The 25195-nt window shown below is 66.7% G+C and carries 22 protein-coding genes; 12 read left to right on the top strand and 10 right to left on the bottom strand.

What is annotated here, in order from left to right; genetic code table 11:
- Position 1: 1 nt before the first annotated feature.
- On the bottom strand, positions 2–1225 hold the full coding sequence (locus ACTHQS_RS18285) for a CaiB/BaiF CoA transferase family protein (protein WP_440171725.1): 1224 nt from the start codon (positions 1223–1225) through the stop codon (positions 2–4).
- 45 nt (positions 1226–1270) lie between these two features.
- Entirely contained in the window at positions 1271–2641 is a 1371-nt protein-coding gene (locus ACTHQS_RS18280; protein ID WP_440171723.1) for an SLC13 family permease, read from the bottom strand.
- A gap of 144 nt (positions 2642–2785) precedes the next feature.
- Here ACTHQS_RS18280 and ACTHQS_RS18275 point away from each other — a divergent pair, with 144 nt between their 5' ends.
- The 3 genes from ACTHQS_RS18275 to ACTHQS_RS18265 all read left to right on the top strand — a co-directional run bounded on the left by ACTHQS_RS18275 (position 2786) and on the right by ACTHQS_RS18265 (position 6220).
- Positions 2786–3484 (top strand): FadR/GntR family transcriptional regulator, encoded by a 699-nt coding sequence (locus tag ACTHQS_RS18275; RefSeq protein WP_440171721.1) that lies wholly within the window; start codon positions 2786–2788, stop codon positions 3482–3484.
- 110 nt (positions 3485–3594) lie between these two features.
- Positions 3595–4563 carry an IS481 family transposase gene (locus ACTHQS_RS18270; RefSeq protein WP_440171719.1) on the top strand — a complete coding sequence of 323 codons (969 nt, stop codon included), beginning with the start codon at positions 3595–3597 and terminating at the stop codon, positions 4561–4563.
- Between the two features lie 211 nt (positions 4564–4774).
- A complete protein-coding gene (locus ACTHQS_RS18265; RefSeq protein ID WP_440171717.1) occupies positions 4775–6220 on the top strand; it encodes a purine-cytosine permease family protein in 1446 nt (481 codons plus the stop codon).
- 90 nt (positions 6221–6310) lie between these two features.
- Here the strand turns inward: ACTHQS_RS18265 and ACTHQS_RS18260 are convergent, their stop codons facing one another.
- Positions 6311–6805 (bottom strand): DUF4190 domain-containing protein, encoded by a 495-nt coding sequence (locus ACTHQS_RS18260; RefSeq protein WP_440171715.1) that lies wholly within the window; start codon positions 6803–6805, stop codon positions 6311–6313.
- Between the two features lie 34 nt (positions 6806–6839).
- Positions 6840–7436 carry a LysE/ArgO family amino acid transporter gene (locus tag ACTHQS_RS18255; protein ID WP_440171713.1) on the bottom strand — a complete coding sequence of 199 codons (597 nt, stop codon included), beginning with the start codon at positions 7434–7436 and terminating at the stop codon, positions 6840–6842.
- A 71-nt stretch (positions 7437–7507) separates the two neighbouring features.
- Between ACTHQS_RS18255 and ACTHQS_RS18250 the strand changes: the two genes are divergently transcribed.
- Positions 7508–8434 (top strand): LysR family transcriptional regulator ArgP, encoded by a 927-nt coding sequence (locus tag ACTHQS_RS18250; protein WP_440171711.1) that lies wholly within the window; start codon positions 7508–7510, stop codon positions 8432–8434.
- Here ACTHQS_RS18250 and ACTHQS_RS18245 read toward each other — a convergent pair.
- Complete coding sequence (locus tag ACTHQS_RS18245) at positions 8394–9350, bottom strand: nuclease-related domain-containing protein (protein WP_440171709.1); 957 nt, start codon at positions 9348–9350, stop codon at positions 8394–8396. The two genes, ACTHQS_RS18250 and ACTHQS_RS18245, sit on opposite strands and share 41 nt — an antisense overlap.
- Positions 9351–9590: 240 nt before the next feature.
- Here ACTHQS_RS18245 and pgm point away from each other — a divergent pair, with 240 nt between their 5' ends.
- Positions 9591–11243, top strand: a complete 1653-nt coding sequence (pgm, locus tag ACTHQS_RS18240) for a phosphoglucomutase (alpha-D-glucose-1,6-bisphosphate-dependent) (protein ID WP_440171707.1) — start codon at positions 9591–9593, stop codon at positions 11241–11243.
- Here the strand turns inward: pgm and ACTHQS_RS18235 are convergent.
- Positions 11240–11767: a hypothetical protein gene (locus tag ACTHQS_RS18235; protein ID WP_440171803.1), complete on the bottom strand. Its 528-nt coding sequence runs from the start codon at positions 11765–11767 to the stop codon at positions 11240–11242. The genes pgm and ACTHQS_RS18235 overlap by 4 nt on opposite strands.
- 193 nt (positions 11768–11960) lie before the next feature.
- Positions 11961–12566 (bottom strand): malonic semialdehyde reductase, encoded by a 606-nt coding sequence (locus tag ACTHQS_RS18230; RefSeq protein WP_440171705.1) that lies wholly within the window; start codon positions 12564–12566, stop codon positions 11961–11963.
- Between the two features lie 200 nt (positions 12567–12766).
- On the opposite strand from ACTHQS_RS18230, the gene ACTHQS_RS18225 reads away from it, so the two are divergent.
- Positions 12767–14119 carry a uracil-xanthine permease family protein gene (locus ACTHQS_RS18225; protein WP_440171703.1) on the top strand — a complete coding sequence of 451 codons (1353 nt, stop codon included), beginning with the start codon at positions 12767–12769 and terminating at the stop codon, positions 14117–14119.
- A 5-nt stretch (positions 14120–14124) separates the two neighbouring features.
- On the opposite strand, the gene ACTHQS_RS18220 is transcribed toward ACTHQS_RS18225, so the two are convergent.
- Positions 14125–15057, bottom strand: a complete 933-nt coding sequence (locus ACTHQS_RS18220; protein ID WP_440171701.1) for an SGNH/GDSL hydrolase family protein — start codon at positions 15055–15057, stop codon at positions 14125–14127.
- Positions 15054–15938 carry a GAF domain-containing protein gene (locus tag ACTHQS_RS18215; RefSeq protein WP_440171699.1) on the bottom strand — a complete coding sequence of 295 codons (885 nt, stop codon included), beginning with the start codon at positions 15936–15938 and terminating at the stop codon, positions 15054–15056. Before ACTHQS_RS18215 ends, ACTHQS_RS18220 begins: the two co-directional genes overlap by 4 nt.
- 276 nt (positions 15939–16214) lie before the next feature.
- Between ACTHQS_RS18215 and treS the strand changes: the two genes are divergently transcribed.
- Positions 16215–18494: a maltose alpha-D-glucosyltransferase gene (gene treS, locus ACTHQS_RS18210; RefSeq protein ID WP_440171697.1), complete on the top strand. Its 2280-nt coding sequence runs from the start codon at positions 16215–16217 to the stop codon at positions 18492–18494.
- Between the two features lie 36 nt (positions 18495–18530).
- Here treS and ACTHQS_RS18205 read toward each other — a convergent pair whose 3' ends face one another.
- On the bottom strand, positions 18531–19748 hold the full coding sequence (locus ACTHQS_RS18205; protein WP_440171695.1) for an ROK family transcriptional regulator: 1218 nt from the start codon (positions 19746–19748) through the stop codon (positions 18531–18533).
- A 196-nt stretch (positions 19749–19944) separates the two neighbouring features.
- Here ACTHQS_RS18205 and ACTHQS_RS18200 point away from each other — a divergent pair, with 196 nt between their 5' ends.
- The 5 genes from ACTHQS_RS18200 to ACTHQS_RS18180 all read left to right on the top strand — a co-directional run bounded on the left by ACTHQS_RS18200 (position 19945) and on the right by ACTHQS_RS18180 (position 25176).
- The gene (locus ACTHQS_RS18200) at positions 19945–21036 is read left to right on the top strand and encodes a Gfo/Idh/MocA family protein (protein WP_440171693.1); all 1092 of its coding nucleotides are present in this window, start codon (positions 19945–19947) and stop codon (positions 21034–21036) included.
- On the top strand, positions 21033–21854 hold the full coding sequence (locus tag ACTHQS_RS18195) for a hypothetical protein (protein WP_440171691.1): 822 nt from the start codon (positions 21033–21035) through the stop codon (positions 21852–21854). Before ACTHQS_RS18200 ends, ACTHQS_RS18195 begins: the two co-directional genes overlap by 4 nt.
- A gap of 127 nt (positions 21855–21981) precedes the next feature.
- On the top strand, positions 21982–23310 hold the full coding sequence (locus tag ACTHQS_RS18190; RefSeq protein WP_440171689.1) for an ABC transporter substrate-binding protein: 1329 nt from the start codon (positions 21982–21984) through the stop codon (positions 23308–23310).
- Positions 23311–23323: 13 nt separating this feature from the next.
- Positions 23324–24286, top strand: a complete 963-nt coding sequence (locus ACTHQS_RS18185; RefSeq protein ID WP_440171687.1) for a carbohydrate ABC transporter permease — start codon at positions 23324–23326, stop codon at positions 24284–24286.
- Entirely contained in the window at positions 24286–25176 is an 891-nt protein-coding gene (locus tag ACTHQS_RS18180; RefSeq protein ID WP_440171685.1) for a carbohydrate ABC transporter permease, read from the top strand. Before ACTHQS_RS18185 ends, ACTHQS_RS18180 begins: the two co-directional genes overlap by 1 nt.
- Positions 25177–25195: the final 19 nt, after the last annotated feature.

The following is a 25195-nucleotide window of genomic DNA, read 5'->3' as shown; positions in this document are numbered from 1 at the left end:
GCTACTGTGCCCCCGGAGCGGCAGTGGCGCCGGCAGCAGTGAGGCCCAACCACTCCCGGATCGCCGGCCCGTCTTCATTGAGCAGCGGTGGCGCGTCGTGTTCGGTCAGGGTGGTTTCCGCGGCATCACCGGGAGCGAAGAACCGCAGCGGCGGCCCGGGCAGGCTTACTTTTCCGAGCAGCGGATGCTGTACATCCACCACGAGCCCCTGGGACGCCACCTGCTCCCAGCCGTACACCTCATCCAGTGAGCGGACCTTGCCTGCCGGGATCCCGGCGTCGTTCAGTTTTTGCAGCAGCTCCACCGCACCGTACTCCGAAAAGGCGCGTTCGACGGCGGCAATCACCTCGCCGCGGTTCCGCACCCTTTCGGCGTTGCTGGCGAAGCCCGGAGCAGCCGCATCCAAGCCAAAGGCCGCGGCGAATGATTGCCAGAGCTTCTCGCTGCCCACGCTGATCTGCACGCTCCCGTCCTTGCAGTTGAACAGGCCGTAAGGGGCGATGGACGGGTGGTGGTTGCCCTGGGCCTGCGGAACTTCACCGGCAACGGTGGCCCTGGTGCCCTGGAAGGCGTGGACCCCGATCAGTGATGCCAGCAGCGAGGTGCGGACCACCTTGCCCTGGCCGGTCCGGTTCCGCTCAACGAGGGCCGCGAGGACGCCGAACGCCCCGTTCATGCCGGAGAGCAGGTCGGCAATGGGAACGCCCACGCGCTGGGGGTCGTCCGGGCCGGAGCCGGTAAGGGACATCAGGCCGGCTTCGCCCTGCAGGATCTGGTCGTAGCCGCTGCGCTGGGATTCGGGGCCGTCGTGGCCGAAGCCCGTGATGGACAGAATCACCAGGCGGGGGTTGATTTCATGCATCGCCGCGGTGGAGAAACCCAGCCGGTCCATGACGCCGGGCCGGAAGTTCTCGATCACCACATCCGCCCGTTCCAGCAGCCCGCGCAGCACCGCCTGGCCGTCTTCGCTCTTCAGGTCCAGGGTGATGGATTCCTTGTTGCGGTTGCAGGACATGAAATAGGTGGACTGCAGGTCATCTTCGGGACCGACAAAGGGCGGCCCCCAACCCCGGGTGTCATCGCCCGTACCGGGGTTCTCCACCTTGATGACGCGGGCCCCGAGGTCCGCCAGCATCATGCCGGCGTGCGGTCCGGCCAGGGCGCGGCTGAGGTCGACGACAAGGTGTCCGGCCAGGAGGCCTTGGGAAGTTTCGGCGGTGCTCATGTGCTGGGTTTCCTTTCGTAAGTACGGCGGCGGATGCGGTGGCGGCTAGAGCCAGCCGGGGACCACCAGCGCCAGCCACGCCAGGACCGGTCCTGCCACGATGACGATGCCGCTGTAGCCGAGGATCCGCTTGTAAAACTTGTCCTTGTCCACACCCTCCGGGGCGTTGGCCAGCACCAGGGCGCCGTTGGTGGAGAAGGGCGAGACGTCAACGATCGTGGCGGAGACGGCAAGGGCGCAGATGACGCCGACGGCGCCGATCTCGCCGGTGGACAGGAACGGGACGGCCAGCGGGATGAGGGCCGCAAGGATGGCCGTGGAGGAGGCAAAGGCGGACACCACGGCGCCGATGAAGCAGATGATGAGGGCTGCCAGCAGCGGCATTCCCATTCCGGCCACGCCGCTGGACACGAACTCGATGGTGCCGGCTTCCTCCAGCACGCCGACGAAGGTCAGCATGCCGCAGATGAGCAGCACAGTGGACCAGCTGATCTTGTTGATGGCACCCTTCTGGGCGGCGGGCGATACGAGGGCCAGCACGATCGCGATGGTGATGGACACGAAGCCGACGTCCATCTTGAAACCGAGGGCCACGACAGCCAGCACGACCAGGCCGGCGATGGTGACCAGCTGCGGGATCCGGTCCTTGCGCTCCTTGGTGGCGGCAATACCGTCGCCGGCGGGGTCGCGGGGGCCGTACATGCCGGAGCCGAATCCCTTGAACGGGACGTCGCCGCCGGCGGCCTTGGCACCGACGCTAACGGACATGCGGGCTTCTGCTGCCTGCTCCACGAAATGCCCCACTTTGGAGGAAAGGAGGTTCTTACCGCCCAGGACAACGAACAGCACCAGCGCAATAACAAAGTTGAAGATGAGGCTTGAAAGGAAGAGCGCGGTCGGGCTGAAGGCAAGGTCGGTCTTGGCCAGGATGCCGTTGACCGTGACGCCGTAGACCGCGATGGGCGAGAAGCCGCCAGCCTGCGCACCGTGGATCACCATCATGCCCATCAGCAGCGGGCTGATCTTGTACTTACCCGCAAAGCTCAGGGCGATGGGGGCAATGATGGCGACGGCGGCGGGAGACAGTGCGCCGACGGCCGTGATGACGGCGGTGATGGCGAACATGACCCAGGGGATGAGGGCAACACGGCTGCCCACCAGGCGCACAGCGCCCCGGACCAGCAGGTCGATGGTGCCGTTGTTCTGCGCGATGGCGAACAGGTAGGTGACGCCGACGATCGTGAGGAAGAGGCCACCGGGGAAGTTGGCCAGGATCTCGTTGGTGGACATGCCCAGCACCACGGCGCCGAGCAGGAAGGCGCCCACAAAAGCGAGCGCGCCCATGTTCAGGGGCAGGACGGTGGCGAGCAGGAACATCGCCGCCAGGATGATGATGGACAGGACTGGAGCGGACATCGTTGGTCCTCCGTTAGGGGAAGCTAGGGGGAGCGAAAGTGTGACATGAGTTACTGGCTCACTGGACTAGCCTCTTAGACAGTGAGTCTATCTGTCAATACCGGAAGCAGGTATTCTGGTCCGGTACGTCCAAGGGAGGGCTTTGTGGAGAAGACAGCACGGCAGGGCCTGGAGCGGGTATCGCGTCCGCGCCTTTATGAGCAGCTGGTGGAGCAGATCCTCGCCTACATCGAGTCCGCGCAGCTCAAGCCCGGCGACCTCCTCCCGGCGGAGCGGGACCTCGCCGAGCGGCTTGGCGTTTCCCGCGCCACCCTGGCCCAGGCCCTGGTGGCCCTTGAAGTGCTTGGCGTGATCGACGTGCAGCACGGTACAGGCGCCGTCCTGGCGCGTCGGCCCAGCGTGGCCTCAGTGGTCAAGGGCCTTCGCGAGCACCAGAGCCGCCTGCCGGAGATCGTGGAGGCCCGCAGCACCCTGGAAGTGAAGCTTGCCGCCCTTGCCGCGGAACGCCGTACGGACCAGGACCTCGCCGCCATCGACAACGCCCTGGACGTCATGGCACGGGAAATCGGCGATGGAGACCGCGGCACCCAGGGCGACGAACTGTTCCACCAGGCCATCACCGCCGCAGCCCATTCCTCCGTGCTGGCGCAGCTTATGGCCTTCATCGCCGAAATGATCCTGGAAACCAGGATGGAGTCCCTGGGCCAGCCCGGGCGGCCTGAGCAGTCCCTTGCCTCGCACCGCAAGATCGCCGATGCCGTCCGGGCACAGGATTCGGCGGGCGCGGCGAACGCGATGCTGGCCCACATCGAGCTTGTCTCCGACGTGGAACTGCTCCGCTAGCTGTATTGACCACAGACGTTGATGACGTTCGGCGTGGTTTGGTGACATGAAGAGGACCTCCGGGTGGAGTGGGGCTTGTCTAGAGTCCAATTCCACGCACGGAGGTCTTCATGTCCCACCCTAACGCTCTTCTGACCCCTCGTGGCCGGCTGCAGCTTGCGCAATGTGTCGTTGATCAGTGCTGGAGTCTGCGCCGGGCCGCGGAACGCTTCCAGGTCTCAGTCCCGACTGCTGCCCGTTGGGCGCGGCGCTACCGCGAGCACGGTCCGGCCGGGATGGAAGACCGCTCCAGCCGCCCGCATTCTTCTCCCCGGCGGACAGCAATGCGGACGGAGCGGCGGATCATCGCCATCCGCGTAAACCGCCGGTGGGGGCCGGCAAGAATTGGATATCTGCTGGGCATCCACCCCTCTACCGTGCACCGGGTGCTGTCCCGTTACCGGCTGGCGAAACTGGCCTGGCTTGACCGTGGCACCGGACGAGTGATTCGCCGCTACGAACACGAGAAGCCCGGGGACTTGGTCCATGTGGACATCAAGAAACTCGGCCGGATTCCGGACGGTGGCGGGCACAGGGCCTTCGGCAGGGCCGCCGGCTGGCGCAACAGAACCGGCTCCGCAGCGAACCGCCGACCGGGGTACCACTACCTCCACAACGCCGTCGATGACCGCTCCAGACTCGCGTACACCGAGATCCTGTCCGATGAGAAGAAAGAAACGGCGGCCGGTTTCTGGGAACGCGCCAACACCTTCTTTGAATCCCGCGGCGTCAGCGTTAAACGGGTTCTGACGGACAACGGCCCCTGCTACCGCTCCCACGCCTTCAAAGACGCTCTTGGCCCGGACATCAAGCACAAATACACCCGCCCGTACCGTCCTCAGACCAACGGCAAGGTCGAGCGCTACAACCGCACCCTGCTCGACGAATGGGCCTACGCCCGCCCCTACCAATCAGAGGCAGAGCGTGTTGCCGCTTTCCCCGCCTGGCTGCACCACTACAATCACCACCGAGGCCACACCTCACTTCAAGGTCAGCCACCAGCAAGCCGCGTCACCAACCTCTCAGGTCAATACAGCTAGCAGCCGCCGACCGGCTTCGCGGCGACGACTCCCCGCCGCACGGACAACTCCCCCTGCCACGCGCAGGGGAACAGTCCATCCCGAGGGGACTTTTGAGCGCGACACGGCGGCCTGTCTGGTTTCCCGGACACCCGCGCCGCAATCGCGGTGTTGCCTGGGCCCTAAACCCGATGTGATGGACCTTACGTTTTCATCACTGAGGAGTTTGGCCATGGCCGGAGGCAGTACCGCCGTAGAGGCACGATCGATCGACATGATTCCGCGGGGCGAGCGCCACGGCCACCCCCGGAGCCAGTTCACCCTGTGGTTCGGTGCCAATGCGCAAATCACCGCCATCGTGGACGGCGCCCTGGCGGTGGTGTTCGGGGCTGACGCCTTCTGGGCCATCGTTGGCCTGCTGGTGGGAAACGTGCTGGGCGGCGCCGTCATGGCCCTCCACTCCGCCCAGGGGCCTAAGCTGGGGCTGCCCCAGATGATCTCCAGCCGCGCCCAGTTCGGCGTCTACGGGGCCGTGATCCCGCTGGCGCTGGTCATCCTGATGTACGTAGGGTTCGCCTCCACGGGCACCGTGCTCTCGGGGCAGGCCATCAACCTCATGCTGGGAGTGGACACGCCCGCCGTCGGAATCCTCATTTTCGGTGCCGCCACTGCCCTGCTGGCCATCCTGGGCTACAAGTACATCCACGCGCTGGGCCGCATCGCCACAGTGCTGGGCCTGGCCGGCTTCCTCTACCTGACAGTCGCCGTCGTCACCAAGTTCGATGTCACCCAGGTGATGATGGTCAGAGGCTTCGAGGGGCCCACCTTCCTCACCGCCGTTGCCCTGGGCGCCGGCTGGCAGCTGACGTTCGGCCCATACGTTGCCGACTACTCCCGCTACCTTCCCGCGGACACCTCGGAGCGGAAAACCTTTTGGTACACCTTCGCCGGCTCCGTGGGCGGCGCCCAGTGGGCCATGACCTTGGGCGCCCTGGCCGGCGGCCTGTCTGCCGCCAAGCTCGGCGGGGACTTCCTGAAGAACCAGGTGGGCTACATGGGCGACCTCGCCGGCGGCGGCCTGATCGCCGTCTGCATCTACCTGATGATCGTCACGGGCAAGCTGACGGTGAACTGCCTCAACGCCTACGGTGCCTTCATGTGCGGCGTGACCATCAGTACCGCCGTCAACCGCCGCGACACTGTCTCCAAAGCCGTTCGGATCGCGTTCATCGTGGCGGTAATCGCCGCCAGCGTCCTCGTCGCGCTGTTCGCCAGCAAGGACTTCCTGAACCTCTTCAAGAACTTCGTGCTCCTGCTGCTCATGGTCTTCACGCCCTGGTCCGTGATCAACCTCGTTGACTACTACAAGATTTCACGCGACCGGTTGGACATCCCGGCCCTCTACAACCCGGACGGCCGTTACGGCCGCTGGAACGCTGCCGCCCTGGTCTCCTATGGAATCGGCGTCGTCATCCAGATCCCGTTCCTGGCGCAGGCGCTCTACACCGGCCCCGTCACCAAACTGCTGGGCGGCGCGGACATTTCCTGGCTCGTGGGGATCGTTGCGACCCTGGCCATCTACTACCCCTGGGCCAAGGCAACCAACCGTGCCCCGGCGGAGTCCATCTACCCGGAGAGCCCCATTGCCGTACCGGCCGCCGCGGCGGCGCAGGGGTAAAGCGGGCCGTTTCGGCGAGTACGACGGCGGTCCGGGCACAGGTGCCCGGACCGCCTTTGTCGCTTGTCCGGTTCCGCGGGGTTGGCGGGATCAGAAGGTGCCGGTATTCGAACCGGCGGTGCCGGCGACGGCCACGCCAATGATGAACAGCAGCCAGAGCGCCCCGTAACCCAGCAGGCAGAGGTAGCCCAGCACCAGGCCGGTAATGGACATCCCCTTGCCCGAGGGCTCGCGCCGGAGGGCCAGATGCCCGGTGATGATGGCGGCGAACTGGGGCAGCAACAGCCAGCCCATGATCACCGAGGCGATGCCGCAGACCATGCTGGCGATGCTCAGGGTCTTCGGCTCCATGGTCCTCCCGTAGTAGGACGGCGGCCCGAAGTACTGGGGCTGGTTGTATGGGGCCTGGTTATAAGGGGACTGGCCGTACTGCGGCTGGTTGTACTGGTCCTTGTTGTACTGGGGCTGGCCGTAGCCTGCCCCTTGCCCGTACTGGGCCGGCGGCTGGTACCCCGGCCACGGCGAGCCGCCGTGCTGGTTTTCGGGACGCTGGTAGTCCGGTCCCTGGGATGGCTGGTTGCTCATGGTTTCTCCCCTGTAAATCTGGCTACAGCCTACTTCAGTGCAGAACCAGCCGGACGGCCAGGATCACCATCAGGACGCCGATTGACGCGTCGATCCACCGCCACGTCCGGGGACTGCTCAGCACTCCTGCGAGCGCCCTTGCCCCATAGCCCAGGATTGAAAACCACAGGATGCTTCCGGCCACGGCGCCGGCGGCAAAAGTCCAGCGAAGGTCGGGTCCCTGCTGGTTGGCAAGGCTGCCCAGCAGCACCACCGTGTCCAGGTAGACATGGGGGTTGAGGAATGTCAGGGCCGCCGTGGTGGCGATCACGGAGTTCTTCGACCGGGGCGCCTGCTCCGCCAGCGCGGAAGGCCTTGCCGCAGCCAGGAAGGACCGTACCGCGAACCACAGCAGGTAGGCGGCTCCCGCCCAACGAAGGACTTCCAGCACTTCGGGGAACCGGGTGATCAGCGCCCCGATACCCGCCGTCCCCGTCAGGATCAGCAGGGCATCGCCGGCCATGCAGACAGCCACCACGGCACCGATGTGCTCCTGGCGGATCCCCTGGCGCAGCACGAAGGCATTCTGCGCCCCGATCGCCACGATCAGCGCCAGCCCGGTGAGCATGCCCGTAATTCCTGCGGTCAACATGGCAACGACCGTAGGACGCCGGCCTACATGTAGGCAAATAACAGATTCGTCGCGTTCCTTAGAATATCTTCATGAACCTGGAGCACCTGAAAGCCCTCGTCGCGGTGATAGACGAAGGAACGTTTGAGGCGGCCGCTGACCTGCTGCGGATAACGCCGTCGGCGGTGAGCCAGCGCATCAAGGCGCTGGAAACGTCAGTGGGCCGGGTGCTGGTGCGCCGGCGGCTGCCCTGTACTGCTACGGACGCCGGCGCACTGCTGCTGCGGATGGCCCGCCAGGTCCAGGTCCTGGAGGCGGAGACGTCGGCAGCACTGGGAGTCGGGTCATCCTCGCGGGCCCATCTGCCGGTGGCGGTGAACGCGGATTCGCTGGCCACCTGGTTTATTCCGGTGCTGCACCGGGCCGCCGGCTGGGAGGACTCTGCCCTGGACCTCCACGTGGAGGACCAGGGCTACAGCAGCCAGCTGCTCCGCGACGGAGCGGTGATGGGCGCAGTGACCTCCGACCCCGTCCCGGTCAGCGGGTGCCGCGTGGAGTTGCTCGGGTCCATGCGTTACATCCCGGTGGCCACACCTGGGCTGCGCCGCCGCTTCTCCACGTCCGGCAGCGTGGACTGGGCAGCAATGCCGGTCCTGAAATTCAATCTAAAGGACACCCTGCAGCAGCAGCTGCTCGCCGCGAAGAGCGTGCCGCAGCTTCCGCCCACCCATACCGTCCCTTCTTCCCAGGGGTTCCTCGCAGCCGTCAAGGCCGGGCTGGGCTGGGGCATGGTTCCGCAGCTTCAACTGACCGGCGAGCTGGCCGACGGCGCACTGGTCCCGCTGGAGGAGGATGCCCACCAGGACGTCGCTCTCTACTGGCAGGCCTGGGCCCTCGATTCGGACCGGCTCACCCGGATCGGCGCCGCAGTCCGCCGAGCCGCCGGGGACCAGCTGCGGGCCGGGGACGGCAGGGAGGCTACCGGGCCAAGTAGGGCAGGATATAGACGGCGAAAATAACGAAGGCCGCCAGCAGTGCCAGCTTTCCTCCGCTGGTACTGCCGTGCTGCTGTGCTTTGGTGTTCCGGCTGTGGCGCCCCGGCCCGGCCGGCCCCGCTGACCGCTTTTTTGCCGGCAGTCCAGCCGGTCCGCCCGCCCGCTGGCCGGCCTGTGTTTCCCGTGGCGGAAGGGCCCGTCCAGCGGGGTGCCGCGATACGCTGCGGGCCCTGGCAGCCTCGTCCCCGGAACCGGTCTTACCGCCCTGGGGCGCCGCGGGGCCGGCCGGGGGCAGTGCTCCCGCGGGACGCACCACCGTCCCCGGACGCACGTTGCGCAAGGCCGTAATGCCGGGTTCCTGCTCGTGCGTGAGCTGCCGGCCCAGATCCTCGTACAGCCCCACGACCGCCTGTTGGTCGAGCACTGCCGGGAGCGCCTCGATGGCCCCGACCAGCCGTTGGGAACCCGCGACGGCGACGTCCGAGTCGGTTATCCCGAAAAGGTCCGGCTGCGCCGCCATGCAGATGAGCGGACGGACCAGGCGGCGGTGCGGCGGAGGCAGCACCGAGGCAACGGCAGCGCACTGGGCCAGGGCACCTTCCACTGCCTGGGTCCGCGCGTAGCGGCCCTGCCACAGCACCCCGGAAGCCACCCGCACCTCGCCGGTCCAGTCCTTCGAATCCACTACCACCACGCCACCCGGGCCCACTAGGACGTGGTCCAGGTTCGCCTTGGGGCGCCCCGGCCAGTGGACATCGTGGAGCACGTACCAGCCGCGGGGAACCAGTTCGCTGAGCTTGTCGGCCACTATCCGCTCCCCTACAGCGCCGGCGTCCCACGCCCTGGTGGAGTGTTCGGCCTGGTCCAGCCGGCGCTTCAACCGTGCAACGCGCTCGGCAGCATGCCTGGACTGCTCCGCTGCCCCGTCTCCTGCCCCCATTGGACGTCCCCGTTTCCTTGCCGGACAGGACGGCGGCGGCAGGCCGCCGTCGTCCGTTCCACTCGGTTGTTTCGTGGAATTTTCTTGAAATTAGCAGGGTGCGGAAGGGCCGGTATATAGGTACTTTTGCCGCCGTGTACTCAGGTTGACTACTTGGTTTTGCCGCGTCATGCCAGGTCACAGCGTCCGGATTCTGGGCGGGTCGTGTTGACTCCCGCCAGCTTCTGGCATGCTGGAGCCATGGCTAGCCGCGCGGGTACAGTTGCCCAACCCCAGGACCTTGTTGACATCACTGCGCTCCTTGACGCGTATTACGACATCGCGCCGGACCTGGGTGATCCCGGCCAGCGCGTGGTGTTCGGCACGTCAGGGCACCGGGGGTCCAGCCTCAAGGCCTCGTTCAACGAGCCGCACATCGTGGCGATCACCCAGGCCATCGTGGAATACCGGGCGGCGCAGGGCGTCACCGGGCCGCTGTTCCTGGCCAAGGACACCCACGCGCTGAGCGAGCCGGCCCAGAACTCCGCCCTCGAGGTCCTTGCCGCCAACGGCGTCCAGGTGCTGGTCGACGCCCGCCACGGCTACACCCCCACCCCGGCCCTGAGCCACGCCATCCTCACGTACAACCGGAAGGCCGCGCCGGGAGCCCCGCAGGCCGACGGCATCGTGGTGACGCCCAGCCACAACCCGCCGGCCGACGGCGGCTTCAAGTACAACCCCCCGCACGGCGGGCCGGCTGACTCGGACGCCACAGGCTGGATCGCCAACCGCGCCAATGAGCTGCTGGAAAACGGGCTGCGCGGCGTGAAGCGGATTCCGCTGGCGGACGCCCAGGCAGCGGACACCACCGGCAAGTTCGACTTCCTCTCCAGCTATGTGGACGATCTTCCGTCCGTCCTGAACCTGGACGCCATCCGCGACGCCGGCGTCCGGATCGGCGCCGACCCCATGGGCGGCGCCTCCGTGGACTACTGGGGCGAGATTGCCGAGCGCCACCACTTGAACCTCACCGTGGTGAACCCCACGGTGGACCCGCAGTGGGCCTTCATGACGCTGGACTGGGACGAGAAGATCCGCATGGACTGCTCGTCGCCGTCGGCCATGGCATCGCTGATTCAGCGCATGTCTGCCGGCGGATCCTCCTTCGATATCGCCACCGGCAATGACGCCGACGCCGACCGCCACGGCATCGTCACGCCCGACGGCGGGCTGATGAACCCGAACCACTACCTCGCCGTGGCCATCGACTACCTGTACCGCAACCGCAGCGGCTGGAACCCCGCCTCCGTGGTGGGCAAGACCCTGGTGTCCTCCTCCATCATCGACCGGGTGGCCGAAAGCCTGGGCCGCAAGCTCGTGGAGGTCCCCGTGGGCTTCAAGTGGTTTGTGCCGGGCCTGCTTTCCGGGGAAGGTGCGTTCGGCGGCGAGGAATCCGCCGGCGCCTCCTTCAACAAGCTGGACGGCAGCGTGTGGACCACGGACAAGGACGGCATCCTGCTGGCCCTGCTGGCGTCCGAAATCACCGCCGTTACGGGCAAGTCCCCGTCCCAGCTGTACAAGGGCCTGACTGACCAGTTCGGCGCCCCGGTCTACGCTCGGATCGACGCCGCCGCAACGCGGGAGCAGAAGGCGAAGCTGGGCAAGCTATCCGCCTCCGACGTGACCGCCACGTCGCTGGCAGGCGAAGAGATCACCGCCAAGCTCACCGAGGCGCCGGGCAACGGCGCAGCCATCGGCGGGCTGAAGGTGGTTACCGAGAATGCCTGGTTCGCGGCCCGACCGTCCGGCACCGAGGACGTGTACAAGATCTACGCCGAGTCCTTCAAGGGCGAGGAGCACCTGAAGCAGGTGCAGGCCGAGGCCAAGGCGCTGGTGGACAGCGTCATCGCCTAGCTCTCCCCTTCGCGGCGCCACAGCCGGAGGACGCGCCTGATGGCGTGGTCGCCGTCGGGAGCCATATCCACCAGGGCGACGCGGTCAAGCACGACGGCGTCGCCCGGGTGGAGGCGCTTGCCACCGTGGTGCGAGACGTGGGGTCGGTACCCGGCGAGGGTGTGGGCGGGCGTAAGTATCCTGCCGCCCAGGCTGTCGACGGCGGCAACGAGCTGTTCGTGCAGGGCCTGCAGGTCCGGCTGGGGCAGGATGAGGTTGACCGGCACCGAGCCGTTGCGGCCGAAGGCGGCATCCTCCCCCACTGCCAGCGCGGCCCCCAGCGCCGCGGCCGCCGGCGCGTCAGCGAGCCCAGCGATGCGTTCGGCGACGTCCGCGCTGTCCTGGGTGTTTGTGGTGGCGACAGCGCCGGCGTCGAACTTCACGTCAAACCTCAGCAGCGTGATGTGCAGCGGCCAGTCCGTCCGCGGGAAAACCTGACCCTCGGCCACGGGCTCGACGAAGGCCACGAAGATCAGGTTGCGCATCGGCATGCCCCAGTCTCCCACTCCCCCTCAGACGCCACATCACATCCTGCCCTTAAACGCCCAACGCCCCATCACCTCCCGCCCCTAAAACCGCACGCGCCATCAGGAGGTGATGGCGCGTGTGGGGTAAAGGCGTTAAAGGTGATGGCGCGTTGGAAAAAGGGGGGGGCAGGACGTGATGGGGCGTCCTGGGTTAGATGGTGCGGACAGCCTCGCCGTAGGAGTACTTCGGCTTTGCATCTCCCCAGGCCTCCTCGCCGGGCTGGCCGATGTTGACCACCAGGAAGCTCTTCTGGTCGCCGGCGGGGAAGAAGGCAGCGTCGATCGCGGCGAAGTCGGCGCCGGTCATGGGGCCGGCGGCGAAACCGAGGGAGCGGACAGCCAGGATGAAGTAGCCGGCCTGCAGGTGGGCATTGTTGTTGCCCGTGGCGGCGGCAAGGGCCGGGTCGGCGTCGTACATGGCTTTGGGGGCGTTGTAACCGGGGAGGAAATTGTCCCACTTGCCGGCCCAGTCGGTGTCGTAGCTGAGGATGGCCACGAGCGGCGCGGAGGCCGTCTTGGCCTGGTTGCCGCGGGACAGGGCATCGACCAGGGTGGCGCGGGCCTCGGGAGAGCGGACGTACGTGACGCGCAGCGGCTGGGAGTTGAATGCGGTGGGGCCGAATTTGGTGAGCTCGTAGATGGCCTGGGCCTGCTCGTCCGTCACCTCGCCGGTGAAGGAGTTGGCGGTGCGGGCCTGGGCGAAGATGGCGTCCACGGCTGCCGAATCGATAACCGCTTCTTCGTGGGCAATGGTCATTGGCTTCCCTTTCGCTGCGCCGCCCTCGTGCCGGGGTGGCCTCTGTTGCTTTCCATAGTTGCAACTTCAAGTGCTTTCCCCCTCTTCCCGTGACGGCCCGTGACGTTGGCCACAGCAGGCCGGCGGGAATTACTTGGCGGTATTCTGGACCGAGTTGATCTTCGCCCGTTCGCGGCACCCCCTGAAAGGCATTCCTTCCCATGAGCATGCTCGGAATCAAATGGAAGCTGCACGGCACCGGCAAAACCATCAAGCCCGGCCAGGTGGTGGCCCCCGATGAGCGCCTGGCGTGGCCCCTGACCATTGGCGTGGGCATGCAGCACGTGGTGGCCATGTTCGGAGCCACCTTCCTGGTTCCCATCATCACCGGGATGCCGCCGGCCACCACCCTGTTCTTCTCGGGCATCGGGACGCTGCTGTTCCTGGTGATCACCAAGGGCCGGGTGCCCAGCTACCTGGGCTCAAGCTTTGCGTTCATCGCACCCATCACCGCCTCGCAGGCGCAATTCGGGATCCCCGGCGCCCTGGGCGGCGTAGTCCTCGCGGGTGCCACCCTTGCCCTTGTGGGTGCTGTGGTGCAGAAGTTCGGCGCCGGCTGGATCAACCGGCTCATGCCGCCCATCGTCACGGGTGCCATCGTGGCGCTGATCGGCCTCAACCTGGCCCCCGCCGCAAAGCAAAACTTCGACGCGGCGCCCATCACCGCCGTCATCACCCTGGCCACCATCATCCTGGTCAGCGTCCTGTTCCGCGGAATCCTGGGCCGGCTGAGCATCCTGGTGGGCGTGGTGGTGGGCTACCTGGTGGCCATGCTCCGCGGCGAGGTGAAGTACGACAAGATGGACGCCGCAGCCTGGATCGGCCTTCCGCACTTCCAAACCCCCGAATTCCACATCGGCGTCCTGGGCCTGTTCGTCCCCGTGGTCCTGGTGCTGGTGGCGGAGAACATCGGCCATGTGAAGTCCGTTGCCGCCATGACGGGCCAGAACCTCGACGGCGTCTCCGGACGTGCGCTGATGGCGGACGGTGCCGCTACCGTCCTGGCCGGCTTCGGCGGCGGCTCCGGCACCACCACTTACGCGGAAAACATCGGCGTCATGGCTGCCACCAAGGTGTATTCGACGGCGGCCTACTGGGTTGCCGGCATGTTCGCCATCCTGCTCAGCTTCTCGCCGAAGTTCGGCGAACTGATTGCCACCGTCCCGGCAGGCGTGCTGGGCGGCGCCGCCACCATGCTGTACGGCATGATCGGCATCCTCGGCGTGAAGATCTGGGTTCAGAGCAAGGTGAACTTCTCCAACCCCGTCAACCTGACCACTGCGGCCGTCGCCCTGATCATCGGCATCGCCGACTACACCTGGACCATCGGAGACCTGAAGTTCACCGGCATCGCCCTTGGTTCCGCTGCCGCGCTGGTGATCTACCACGGCATGAAGGCCATCGCGAAGGCCCGTGGAACGGTGGCCGAACCCGAAACGGAGCAGGGCGGCCTGCCTCCTGCGGTCAAGTCGGCACTGAACGCAGCGTCGAAGCGTTCCCCCAAAAAGCGCTAAACCCCTCAGGCCACCCTGTCCGCCGGTACCCCGGGGACCGCAGCCGGCTGCACACCGGAGGCACCGCCGGCAGCAGGCGCCTGGCGGGCGGGGTGGCCCGGCGGGAATGGTCCCGGGCGGCCGAAGCCAAACACGGGCGCCGGCTGGGGCCGCTTCGCCGCAAGGTCGTCGCCGGCGTGGTGGGGAAGCAGCCGCTTGAGCACCCACGGCACAAAGTACTGCCGCGCCCACACCAGGTCCTCAGCCCGGGCCTGCGTCCACCCATGGGCCGGAAGCGGCCGCGGCTGGAGCGGCTTGAGGGTGTGCGCTACCCCCAGGGCGTTGAGGGTTGCCACGGCCACGGAGTGATGGCCCAGCGGGGACAGGTGCAGCCGGTCCGGGTCCCACATCAGTGCGTGCTGAAGCTCAGGCAGGCACCACAGGTCCACCATGATGGCGTGGTGCCGCGCGCCGATCCTGTGCAGGTGCTCGTTATAGATCGCCACGCGTCCGCGGATCTTGCCAAAGACAGGAGTATCGCCCCAGTCCGGACCTGCGTAGAGCAGCACCGTGGCACCGGTGGCGGACAGGATACCGACGGCCTCGTCGATCTTTTCCGCCAGCTTGTCCGGGTCGCCGTGGCGGAACACGATGTCGTTACCGCCGCCGGACATGGCGATAAGGTCGGGTTTCAGTGCCAGGGCCGGCTCCAGCTGCACGTCGAGGATCTGCTTCAGAAGGAAACCCCGGATCGCCAGGTTGGCGTAGGCGAAGTCCGGCTGGCTGTCGGCGAGTTCCTCGGCCACCCGGTCAGCCCAGCCGCGGAGGCCGCCCAGGCTGTTCGGTTCGGGGTCGCCAATTCCTTCTGTGTAGGAGTCCCCCAAGGCAACGAACCGGTGCCAGGGGTGTCTGTCCGGTCCTTCGACGACGGAGCTCAGCTCCTGCTTCTCGATGGTCATGCCGTCCTTCCTTCCGCCGCCGGCGGGGGTTCCTTCCCCGCCGCAGCTTCCTTCCGGGGCGACTTTCCGGTTGGAAAGTCCCGCCCCGTCGCCGACGGGCGCGGAAGCTCCGCCACGCCGTCGAACGTTTCCTGCCGCCGCCCTGGAACCTGCCCGCCCCCGCGGTCCACGCCGCCGGGGGCCACAACATACAGTGCCGCGTCCCTCAGGTCCAGTTCGTGGTGCAGCGCCTGCGTCTGCAGGAACCGCAGTGCACCCTCGCGGGTGAGTCCGTATTCGTTCATGAGGCTGCGCACCGCCAGGTCCACCAGGACCAGCGAGCTTTGGACGACGGCGAGACCGGCTGTTGCTTCCGCGCGCTCCGCAGTGCGGACTACGACGCGCAGGGCCCGCGACACCTGGCGTACATAGCTTTGGCTCTGCACCAGGTCATCGCTGGTGAAGGCATGCGGGGACGCTGCGTAGAGGGTGATGGCAGCGCTCGTGGCGCCTTCGGTAAGGATGGGGACGGAAAGCAGGGACTGCACGCCATGGCCGGCCGCGGCGCTGGAATAGCCGGGCCAGCGCCGGTCCCGGCCCAGGTCGGACAGCAGGACGAATTCCCCGGTGCGAACGGCGTCCATGACCGGCCCGTCGGCAAACGAGCACTGTTCGCGGTCGGCCTCGCGCGCCTGCTCCGTACTGGCCGCGAGGGTGCGTGCCTTGCCCAGGCGAAAGAGGGTGGCCGCCCAGCCGATGCCGCGGCGCTCACCTGTGATACCCGTCATGAAGTCGCGGGTGACCTCCCAGAGGTAGTCTTCGACGTCCTTGCTGTCGAATACCGGCTCCGGGGTAACTGGAAGCGGTCCCCAGCCAACCTGCCCCGTGGGATCAGCGGCCATGCTCCAGCCCTGCTATCAGCGCTTCGGCCCACTGCAAAACCTTTGCTCTAAGAATACGACCCGTGGACGCGTTGGTGGGGGAAACGGGCAAAACAGGGGGGATTCGCGGGCTTAGGGAGGAGCGGCGCGCCGGCGTCCCTTCCGCAGGCTCCGCTGCGCAGTAGCATCGGGAGGGGGAACACCGAATACTCCCTGCTCGCTTGGGTACCTGACCTTGGGCAAGGGGTCTTGGAGCATCCATGCCAGCACGGAAACGAGCAACGGAAAGAGGAGCTTATGCGGGAGCCGGGCACCAGCGAGCGTACTTCAGAAGCGGATGCAGCCGCCGCGGGCAATGCGGAAGTGGAAGAGGGCGCTGCGGAGCCGACACCGGACCTGGAGGTTACTTTCGACGAGCAGTTCTTCGCTGCCCGGCCCAAGGCACTTCGGCCCATCGCGCGCCGGCGGCAGTTCGTGGGCAGCAGGCCGTCCTTCGAATTCGATGGGCGGAACGCCGCGTATGTGGAGTGGCTGCGCAACCAGGCCATGCTCGGGGATGCGAATACGCTGGCACGGCAGCTGTCCGGCCAGGCCAGCATGTGGCAGAACTCGTATGCCCATCCCAACCCGCGGGCCGCCGTCGAACGCGCCTCCGTATGGTTTACCGCCTACCCGTTGTCCTTCATCACCCGGACCGGCCAGTCCTTCCTCTCCGCCTTGGGCGACCCCGAGATGTGGAAGGCTTTCCGCGAAATCGGTATCCGAGGGATCCACACCGGACCCGTGAAGCTCGCCGGCGGCATCAGCGGCTGGTCCCACACGCCCAGCGTTGATGGCCACTTTGACCGCATCAGTATGGCGATTGATCCGGTCTTCGGCACCGAAGAAGAGTTCCGCAGCATGTGCGAGGTCGCGGCTGAGCACGAGGGCACGGTGATCGATGACATCGTGCCCGGCCACACCGGCAAGGGTGCAGACTTCCGCCTGGCCGAGATGAACTTCCGGGACTACCCCGGGATCTACCACATGGTGGACATCCCGGAAGAGGACTGGAACCTGCTCCCGGACGTCCCGGAGGGTGCGGACTCGGTCAACCTCAGCCCCGACTCCGAACAGGCCCTGCAGAAGGCCGGCTACATCATCGGCCGCCTGCAGCGGGTCATCTTCTACGAGCCCGGGGTCAAGGAGACGAACTGGAGCGCCACGCGGCCCATCGTGGACACCACGGGCAAGACCCGCCGCTGGGTCTACCTGCACTACTTCAAGGCCGGCCAGCCCTCCATCAACTGGCTTGACCCCACGTTCGCCGGCATGCGCCTGGTGGTGGGCGATGCCCTGCACTCCCTGGTGGACCTGGGCACAGGAGCGCTCCGGCTGGACGCCAACGGCTTCCTGGGCGTCGAGAAGAGCGCCGAGGAGCAGCCCGGATGGTCCGAGGGGCACCCGCTGTCCGAGGCCGCCAACCAGCTCATCGGCTCCATGATCCGCAAAGTGGGCGGGTTCTCCTTCCAGGAGCTGAACCTGACCATCGATGACATCAAGGCAACTTCGGAGGCCGGGCCGGACCTTTCCTACGACTTCATCACCCGGCCGGCCTACCACTACTCCCTCGTGACGGCCGATACCGAGTTCCTGCGGCTGACCCTCCGCCTGTCCATGGAAATCGGGGTGGACCAGGCCTCGCTGGTGCACGCGTTGCAGAACCATGACGAACTCACCTACGAGCTGCTGCACTTCGCTGCCGGACACCGGGACGAGATGTTCGAGCTCAACGGTGAGGAACTCACCGGCGCCCAACTGGCCGAGAATGTGCAGCAGACCCTGCGGGACCAGCTCACCGGGGAGAATGCGCCGTACAACGCCGTGTTCACCACCAACGGCATTGCCTGCACTACTGTCAGCTTCATCATGGCGGCCCTGGGAATCAAGGACCCGGCCACAGTAACCCCGGAGCAGGAGGCGCAGATCCGGGACGTCCACCTGCTCCTGGCCATGTACAACGCGCTCCAGCCCGGCGTCTTTGCCCTTTCCGGCTGGGACCTGACCGGCATCATGGCCCTGGACCGCAGCAGCGTCCGCGAACTCACGTCCCAGGGCGATACGCGCTGGATCAACCGGGGCGCGCACGACCTCATGGGGACCAGCCCGGACGCCACCAGCTCCTCGGCCGGGATGCCGCGGGCCCGCAGCCTGTACGGATCACTGCCGGACCAGTTGCAGGACCAGGACTCCTTCGCCCGCCGCCTCCAGCGGATCCTCGCCGTCCGGGAAGAAAACGGGATCGCCACGGGCACCCTGCTGGACGTGCCCGAGGTCTCCAACCGCGCCGCGCTGGTGCTGGTCAACCGACTGAAAGACGGGGCCCTGCAGGTCACCGCGCTGAACTTCTCCGGGCAGGACATCGCCGGCAGCATCCAGTCCAATGAACTGCCGTCCGGCGCCAATGTCCAGGACCTGTTCAGCGGCGAAACCGTGGGGCAGGTGGATGACCTGCACAGCTTCTTCCTGGAGCTGCCCGCCTATGGCGGAACCGCGCTGCTCTTGACTGAGGCCCCGGAGCCCGAAGCGGAGGCGTAAGGCTGATCGCCAGGTGGCGCCGGGGATCCTCCGGCGTCACCCGGCGATGGCGCTGGCCAGGGTGGCTTCGATGACGGCGGGCGAGAGCACGTACTGGGTGACCAGCTGGCTTGCCCCCAGCACGGCAGCCTGGCTTCCGGCGCGGGAGACGCTGATGCGCAGGTGTGAGGTGGCCAGCGGGGGGGAGCGCCGGTACACCACTTCGCGGATGCCGGCCACCACGTGCTCCCCCGTCTCACCAAAGCTGCCGCCCACCACAATCACGGACGGATTGAGCAGGTTGACCACGGTGGCCAGGACCTCACCGATGTCCCGGCCGGCCTGGCGCAGCGCCTGGATCGCCTGCAGGTTGCCGTCGGCGGCGAGCCGGAGCACGTCAGCGCCCTTGGCCACGTCCAGTCCCTGGTCCTGGAGGGAACGCACGACGGCGGGACCGGACGCCAGCGCTTCCAGGCACCCGTAGTTTCCACAGGCACACAGGACCTCCGTGCCCCGGGCCACCTGGACATGCCCGAGGTCGCCTGCCGTGCCGTTGGCGCCGCGTTGAAGTTCCCCGTTGCTGATGATGCCGGAGCCGATGCCGGTGGCCACCTTCACGAAGAAGAAGTTGTTGTGCTCGGGCCAATGGGCGGACTGCTCCCCCAGGGCCATGATGTTGACGTCGTTGTCCACCAGCACGTGGACGGGCAGGGACCGCTGGACGTAGCTGACCACGTCGAACCCATCCCAGCCGGGCATGATGGGAGGCTTTACGGGCTTGCCCGTGTCATGTTCCACGGGCCCGGGCAGGCCAATGCCGATCCCGGCAAGTTCTGTGACGCTCCGGCCGGCCGAGGCCAGCAGCTCCCTGCCCTGCGCAACCACCTGGTCCAGCACGGCCTCCGGTCCGGCTGCCACCTGCTGCGCCAGCCGGTGCTCGGCGAGGATCTTCCCGCCGAGGTCCGTGACCGCGACGATGACGTGGGTGGCCCCCACGTCCACGGCCAGCACCAGCCGGGCGGACGGGTTGAAGGCAAAGCGCGACGGCGGCCTGCCGCCGCTGGAGAGCGCCTCCCCGGCCGGGCCCACCAGGCCCGAGAGCATGAGGGCGTCGATCCGCGAGGCGACCGTGGAGCGGGCCAGCCCCGTGCTCAGGGCGAGCTCGGCCCGCGTGCGGGCCTTACCGTCACGCAGCAACTGGAAAAGGTCCCCTGCCCGCGACAGGCTGCCGACGTCGGAGTCTTTTCCGGCCTGCCTGCCGGTCGTTGAAGTCATGCACTAAGTCATAACACTGTTACTTAGTGCTGTCACCACAGCAGAAGAATGGCGCGCAACAGACAGCTTTTGCTTGACGCGCGTCAAAAGTCGCTCTAGGTTGTGATTCAAGGCACATCTGCAGTTCCGATGGCAGCCATCCGTCGCGGTGATGGCTCCGATCTTCCAGAGTCCGCTTACAAAGAGGTAATTGAACTTGTCCCACTTCACAGCGCCAGCCGACCGGCCCATCGGCGTCGGCATCCTCGGCGCCGGACCCGTCACCCAGGCCATCCACCTCCCTGCACTGGCCCGCCTCCAGGACATTCTGGAAGTACGCCACATCATGGACGTGGATCCCGCTGTGGCCTCCTCAGTGGCGGCGCGTGTTGGTGCCGCATCCAGCACCAGCATGGAGGCCCTCCTTGGCGATCCTGGGGTGGACATCGTCGCGATCTGCAGCCCACACCAGTTCCACGCCGACCAGGTCATTGCCGCCTGCCGGGCCGGTAAGAAAGCAGTCCTCTGCGAGAAGCCCTTCGCCATGAACGGCGACGAGGCGGCCAGGATCGCGGACGTCAGCGCCGCGACCGGCGTGCCGATCGTAGTAGGCGCGATGCACACCTTCGACCCAGGCTGGCTCGCTGCGGAACAGAACTGGGGCAAACTTCCCGAGCAGGTGCACACCATCCGCTCCTCCATCGTGCTCCCGCCGAACGCCCGCTTCGAGGACTTCGCCACCGAGATCATCACCCGCCCGGCCGCCGGGACGCACGATTACTCGGATATCGATGTCGTCAAGGCCATGATGCAGGGCGGAATCATGGGCCTGGCCATCCACGACCTGCCGCTGGTGCGCCGCTTCACCCCGGACTTCGGCGAGATCGAGGTCCTCCAGGCGCGGCACGTCCGGCCGTTCGGGTACTCCGTCTCGCTACGAACCCCCACCCGCGTCATCGAACTGCGTGCCGTAATGAACAGCACCTGGAAGCCCGAGTGGACCTTCGAGGCCATCGGCGATGATTCCGCGCTCCGAATCGACTTCACGCCGTCCTACGTCCAGGCCGGCTCCGCCGTCGCCACCTTCTCCCGGGACAGCGAGACCAGCACCTTCGGCCCGTACGGCCACAACGGCTACGAAGGTGAGTGGCGCGAACTGGCTGAACTGGCCCGCGGAACGCGCCAGGCGCCATCCGCCCAGGCCCTGATCGACGACCTCACTTTCGCCCTGGCCATCTCCGAGGCCACCGTGCAGAACGTTGCCGCAGGACACGCTGCTTCTGCGGAAAGGGCAGGAGCCACAGCATGAGCGCGTACACAGTGACAGCAACGCCCCAGGCCGAAGAGGCAGGCGCAGTAGCCCTGGCGGTAGCCTCCCTGCCGGCAACGTTCGGCCCTGCGTCGGAGGACCTGGCAGCCGACGTTGCCGTTATTGCAGGCGAAGCAGGCTGGACCACGGAAGCCGCCCGGGCCGTCGAAGCAGGTTCCCGCGGCATCCTGGTAGTGGATCCCGTCCCCGAGGAGGCCACGCAGCTGGCGGCGGCCACACAGGCCGCCGGGGCCGCCGTCGTCCTCGATCTCCACTGGGCATCCAACCCCGCACTCGTCAGCGAAAGCGGCGATCCCGACGCCCGCGATGCCGTACGCAGCGCCCTGGGCACGGCGTCGTTGATGGACAGCGTTGCCACGGCAGCGCCGGGCACGGACCTGCAACGGCTCCTGGCCCGGCACCTCGCCGCAGTGCTGGCCGTCAGCGGACCGCTCCACGGTGTCGGCATCCTCCGCAGCGGCACCACCGGATACACCGTCACCGGCAGGCTGGCCAACGGCTCCCCGTTCACCGCCCAGGGCGTGCTCACGGCAGCCCGCCGGTCCGGCGTCGACATCCATCTCTACACGGCCGACGGCGGGGTGGACGTCCGCGTTCCGGATCCCGACGCGGCGTGGCCCGCCGACGTCAGGGTCACCGGGGCCCACGGCGAACTTTTGCTTCCCACCCTGTACGAATCCGCCCACCGGGCGGCGTGGCGGCGGCTGAAGAACCATCTCAGCGCCGGCACCCTCCCGGACGATCTGGCCGGGTTTGCCCGGCTGACCGACCTTTACGCAACCCTCGCTGCCACGTAACCAGCCCACCGATACGCAACCGAACAAGCAGTCCCAAAGCACAGTCCAGTCCCACCTCCACTCTCAACGATGAGCAGGACCGCACCAACGGCGCACAGCGCAAGACGGTCCCGAAAGGACACACATCATGAACGCAACTCCCGAACAGAGCCGCTCCTTCTCACGGCGCGGTTTCCTGGGCCTGACGGCTGCCGCAGCCTCCGTACCCCTGCTCGCTGCCTGCGGCGGCGGCTCGGCGTCACAGGGAGGCGGCGGGGGCGGGGCCGGCGGGACCGTGAAGTTCTGGGATATGCCGTGGGCAACGCCCGCCTACAACGACGCCGCCAAGGGCATCGCCGAAGGCTTCTCCGGTGCGAACGGCAGCAAGGCGTCCTACCAGATCATCCAGTGGGCCAACTTCTACCAGACCTTCTCCTCTGCCATTGCCTCAAAGACGGGCCCGGCTGTGTCCACGGGCGGTGGCTTCCAGGCATTCCAGTTCGAGCAGCAGGGCCAGATCGCCTACGCGGACAAGGTGATCGAGAAGCTGAAGGCCAACGGCCAGTTCGACGACTTCCTGCCCGGCGTGCTGGATCCGTTCAAGTCCAGCAAGGGCTACGTGGCCGTCCCGTGGCAGTTGGATATGCGCGTCTTCTGGTACCGCAAGTCCCTGTTCGAGAAGGCAAACGTTGCCCTGCCCACTGACTGGCCGTCCCTGCTTGAGGCGGGCAAGGCCCTGAAGAAGGTGGGTGCATTCGGCTTCACCACCGGCGCAGGCACGGGCAACAACTACGCCAACCACTCCATGATCATGATGATGGTCAACAACGGCGGCGGCGTCTGGAACAAGGACGGCGAGCTGGACCTGCTCAACGACCGCAACGTCGAGGCCATGGAATTCGTCCTGGAGCTGGTGTCCAACGGCATCGTCGATCCGGCCGCCGTCAGCTACACCACGGACAACATGTCGGCCCAGTGGAAGGACGGCAAGGCAGGCTACGGCCTCTTCCAGGTGAACGTCCCGCAGCGCGTGGGCGATACCTCCGGCGACCTGCTGGTGGCGGATCCCATCACCGGCCCGCACGGGGACAAGGCCACCATCGTGTTCCCGAACAACATCATGATGTACACCAACACCCCGTCGCAGGAAGCCTCGGAGGAGTTCCTGGTGTACTACCTGGGCCAGCTCAAGCAGCTGTGGCAGAAGAAGCTGATGTCCGCCCTCCCGGTCTTCAAGTCCATCACCGAGATCCCGGAGTTCGCCAACGATCCCAACAACGTCAAGATCGTCAAGGACTGGCAGCCCATCGCCAAGACGTTCGCTGCCCAGGGCAACACTTTGAACGCCAACCTGGCCGCCCTTGACGGTGGACAGGCCCTGAACCAGTTCAGCCAGACCATCATCACCGGGAAGTCGGATGCCAAGACCGCACTGCAGGCCTTCCAGTCCGGCCTCGAATCGGTCCTGAAGAAGTAGAACGGCACCGGCCATGTCCAGCACCACCGCACAGTCCGGCCTGTCCAGGGCCCGCCGGGGACTTGCCCCCGGCGGGTCCGGGGCCGCCCCCGGCAAACGCAAGAGCAAGCTATCGGCACAGGCAACCAGGACCTTCTTCTGGCTCCTGCTTCCCTCCGTGGTCCTGCTTGTCCTGATCCACGGCTACCCGCTGATCTATGCCGCCGTCCAGGCAACGCATGACGGCAACCTGCTCCAGACCGGCAATTTCGTGGGCGCGCAGAACTTTGCCACGGTCCTTGGCTCGCCCGCGTTCTGGAAAGCTGCCCAGTTCACGCTGTGGTTCACCATCGTGGGCGTCTTCGGGTCCTGGCTCGTGGGCCTGGGCCTCGCCCTGCTCCTGCGCACCAAGATCCCGGCCGGCAACACCTTCAAGGTCCTGCTCCTCCTGCCCTGGGTGGTGCCCATCGTGGTGTCCTCCACCGCCTGGAACTGGCTGGTGGCAACCCCGGACAGCCTGATCCCGTCCCTGTTCCGGGGCCTGGGCATGGGTACGCCGCTTTTCCTGGCGGATCCCACCCTGGCCTCCGTAACGGTGATGGTATTCAAGGTCTGGGTCAGCTTCCCCTTCATGATGATGATGATCTCCGCCGCCCTGGCCTCCGTGGACAGCACCGTCTACGAAGCAGCCAGCATGGACGGCGCCAGCCGCTGGCAGCAGTTCAGCCAGATCACCCTTCCGCTGATTGCACGGTCCACGTACATCAGCTGGATCCTGATGACCATCTTCTGCGTGAACGACTTCCCCACCATCTACCTGCTCACCGGCGGCGGGCCCGTCAGTGCCACCACCTCCCTGGTGGTCCTGGCCTACCGGACCGTATTCCAGGACTTCGCCACCGGCCCCGGCGTGGCCATCGCCTTCCTCATGACCATGACCCTGGTGGTCATCTCAGTCATCCTGTACCGCCAGATCCGAAAGTCGAGCGTCGAATAATGAGCGCAGTCCTTCACGCCCACGCAGAATCCGGCCCCGCGCTCGGCGTCGACACCGGCAAGCGACGCAGGGTCCTCTCCGAAGCGGGCCAGCGCGGCCGCTGGTGGCGGTTCACCGCGATCCTCATCATCACCGCGATCGTGCTGATTCCCATCATGGTCACCGTGGTGCTCGCCTTCACCCCGGGCCCCAACAGCACCGCCACCGGCCTGACGTTCGAGAACCTCAGCGGCGTCTTCTCCAAGACCCTGGCCGCCACCTGGCTGAAGAACAGCCTGGTCACCACCCTCTCCACCGTGGTGGTCTCCGTGGCCGTGGCAGCCCCGGCCGGCTACGTGCTCTCCCGCGGCCGCAGCAAGGCAGTCTCCGGGTACTCCCTGCTGCTGTTCGTCATGCAGTCCCTGCCCATCATCACCTCCGTGGTGCCGCTGTTCATCCTGTTCGCCGGCATGGGCCTGGTGGACAACCTCCTGGGCCTGACCATCATCTACGTGGGCTCCACCATGACCGTGGCCACCTGGATGATGGCCGCGTACTTCGACTCCATCCCCATCAGCCTTGAGGAAGCATCCTGGATCGACGGGTGCTCGGTCTTCGGCTCCTTCACCAAGGTGGTCCTCCGGAACTCCCTTCCCGGCGTGCTCTCCACCGCGATCTTCGCCTTCCTCCTGGCCTGGAACGACTACCTCGTGGCCATCGTGTTCCTGCGTTCGAACGAAATCTTCACCCTTCCCATGGGCGTGCAGTCCTTCTTCCAGCAGAACGCCACGGACTGGACATCCGTCATGGCCCTGGCCGTGGTCATGATGCTCCCGCCCGTCATCGTCTTCGCCACGCTGAACAAATACTTCAGCGTCGGCGGCATCGGCGGCTCCCTCGCCGGCCGCTGACACAAGCCCACAACGACCC

It is taken from the genome of Arthrobacter sp. SAFR-044 (assembly GCF_051965175.1).
In the GTDB taxonomy this organism is placed as follows: domain Bacteria; phylum Actinomycetota; class Actinomycetes; order Actinomycetales; family Micrococcaceae; genus Arthrobacter.
The sequence above is the reverse complement of the archived record's forward strand: the minus strand, read 5'-3'. Positions and strand labels throughout refer to the sequence as shown.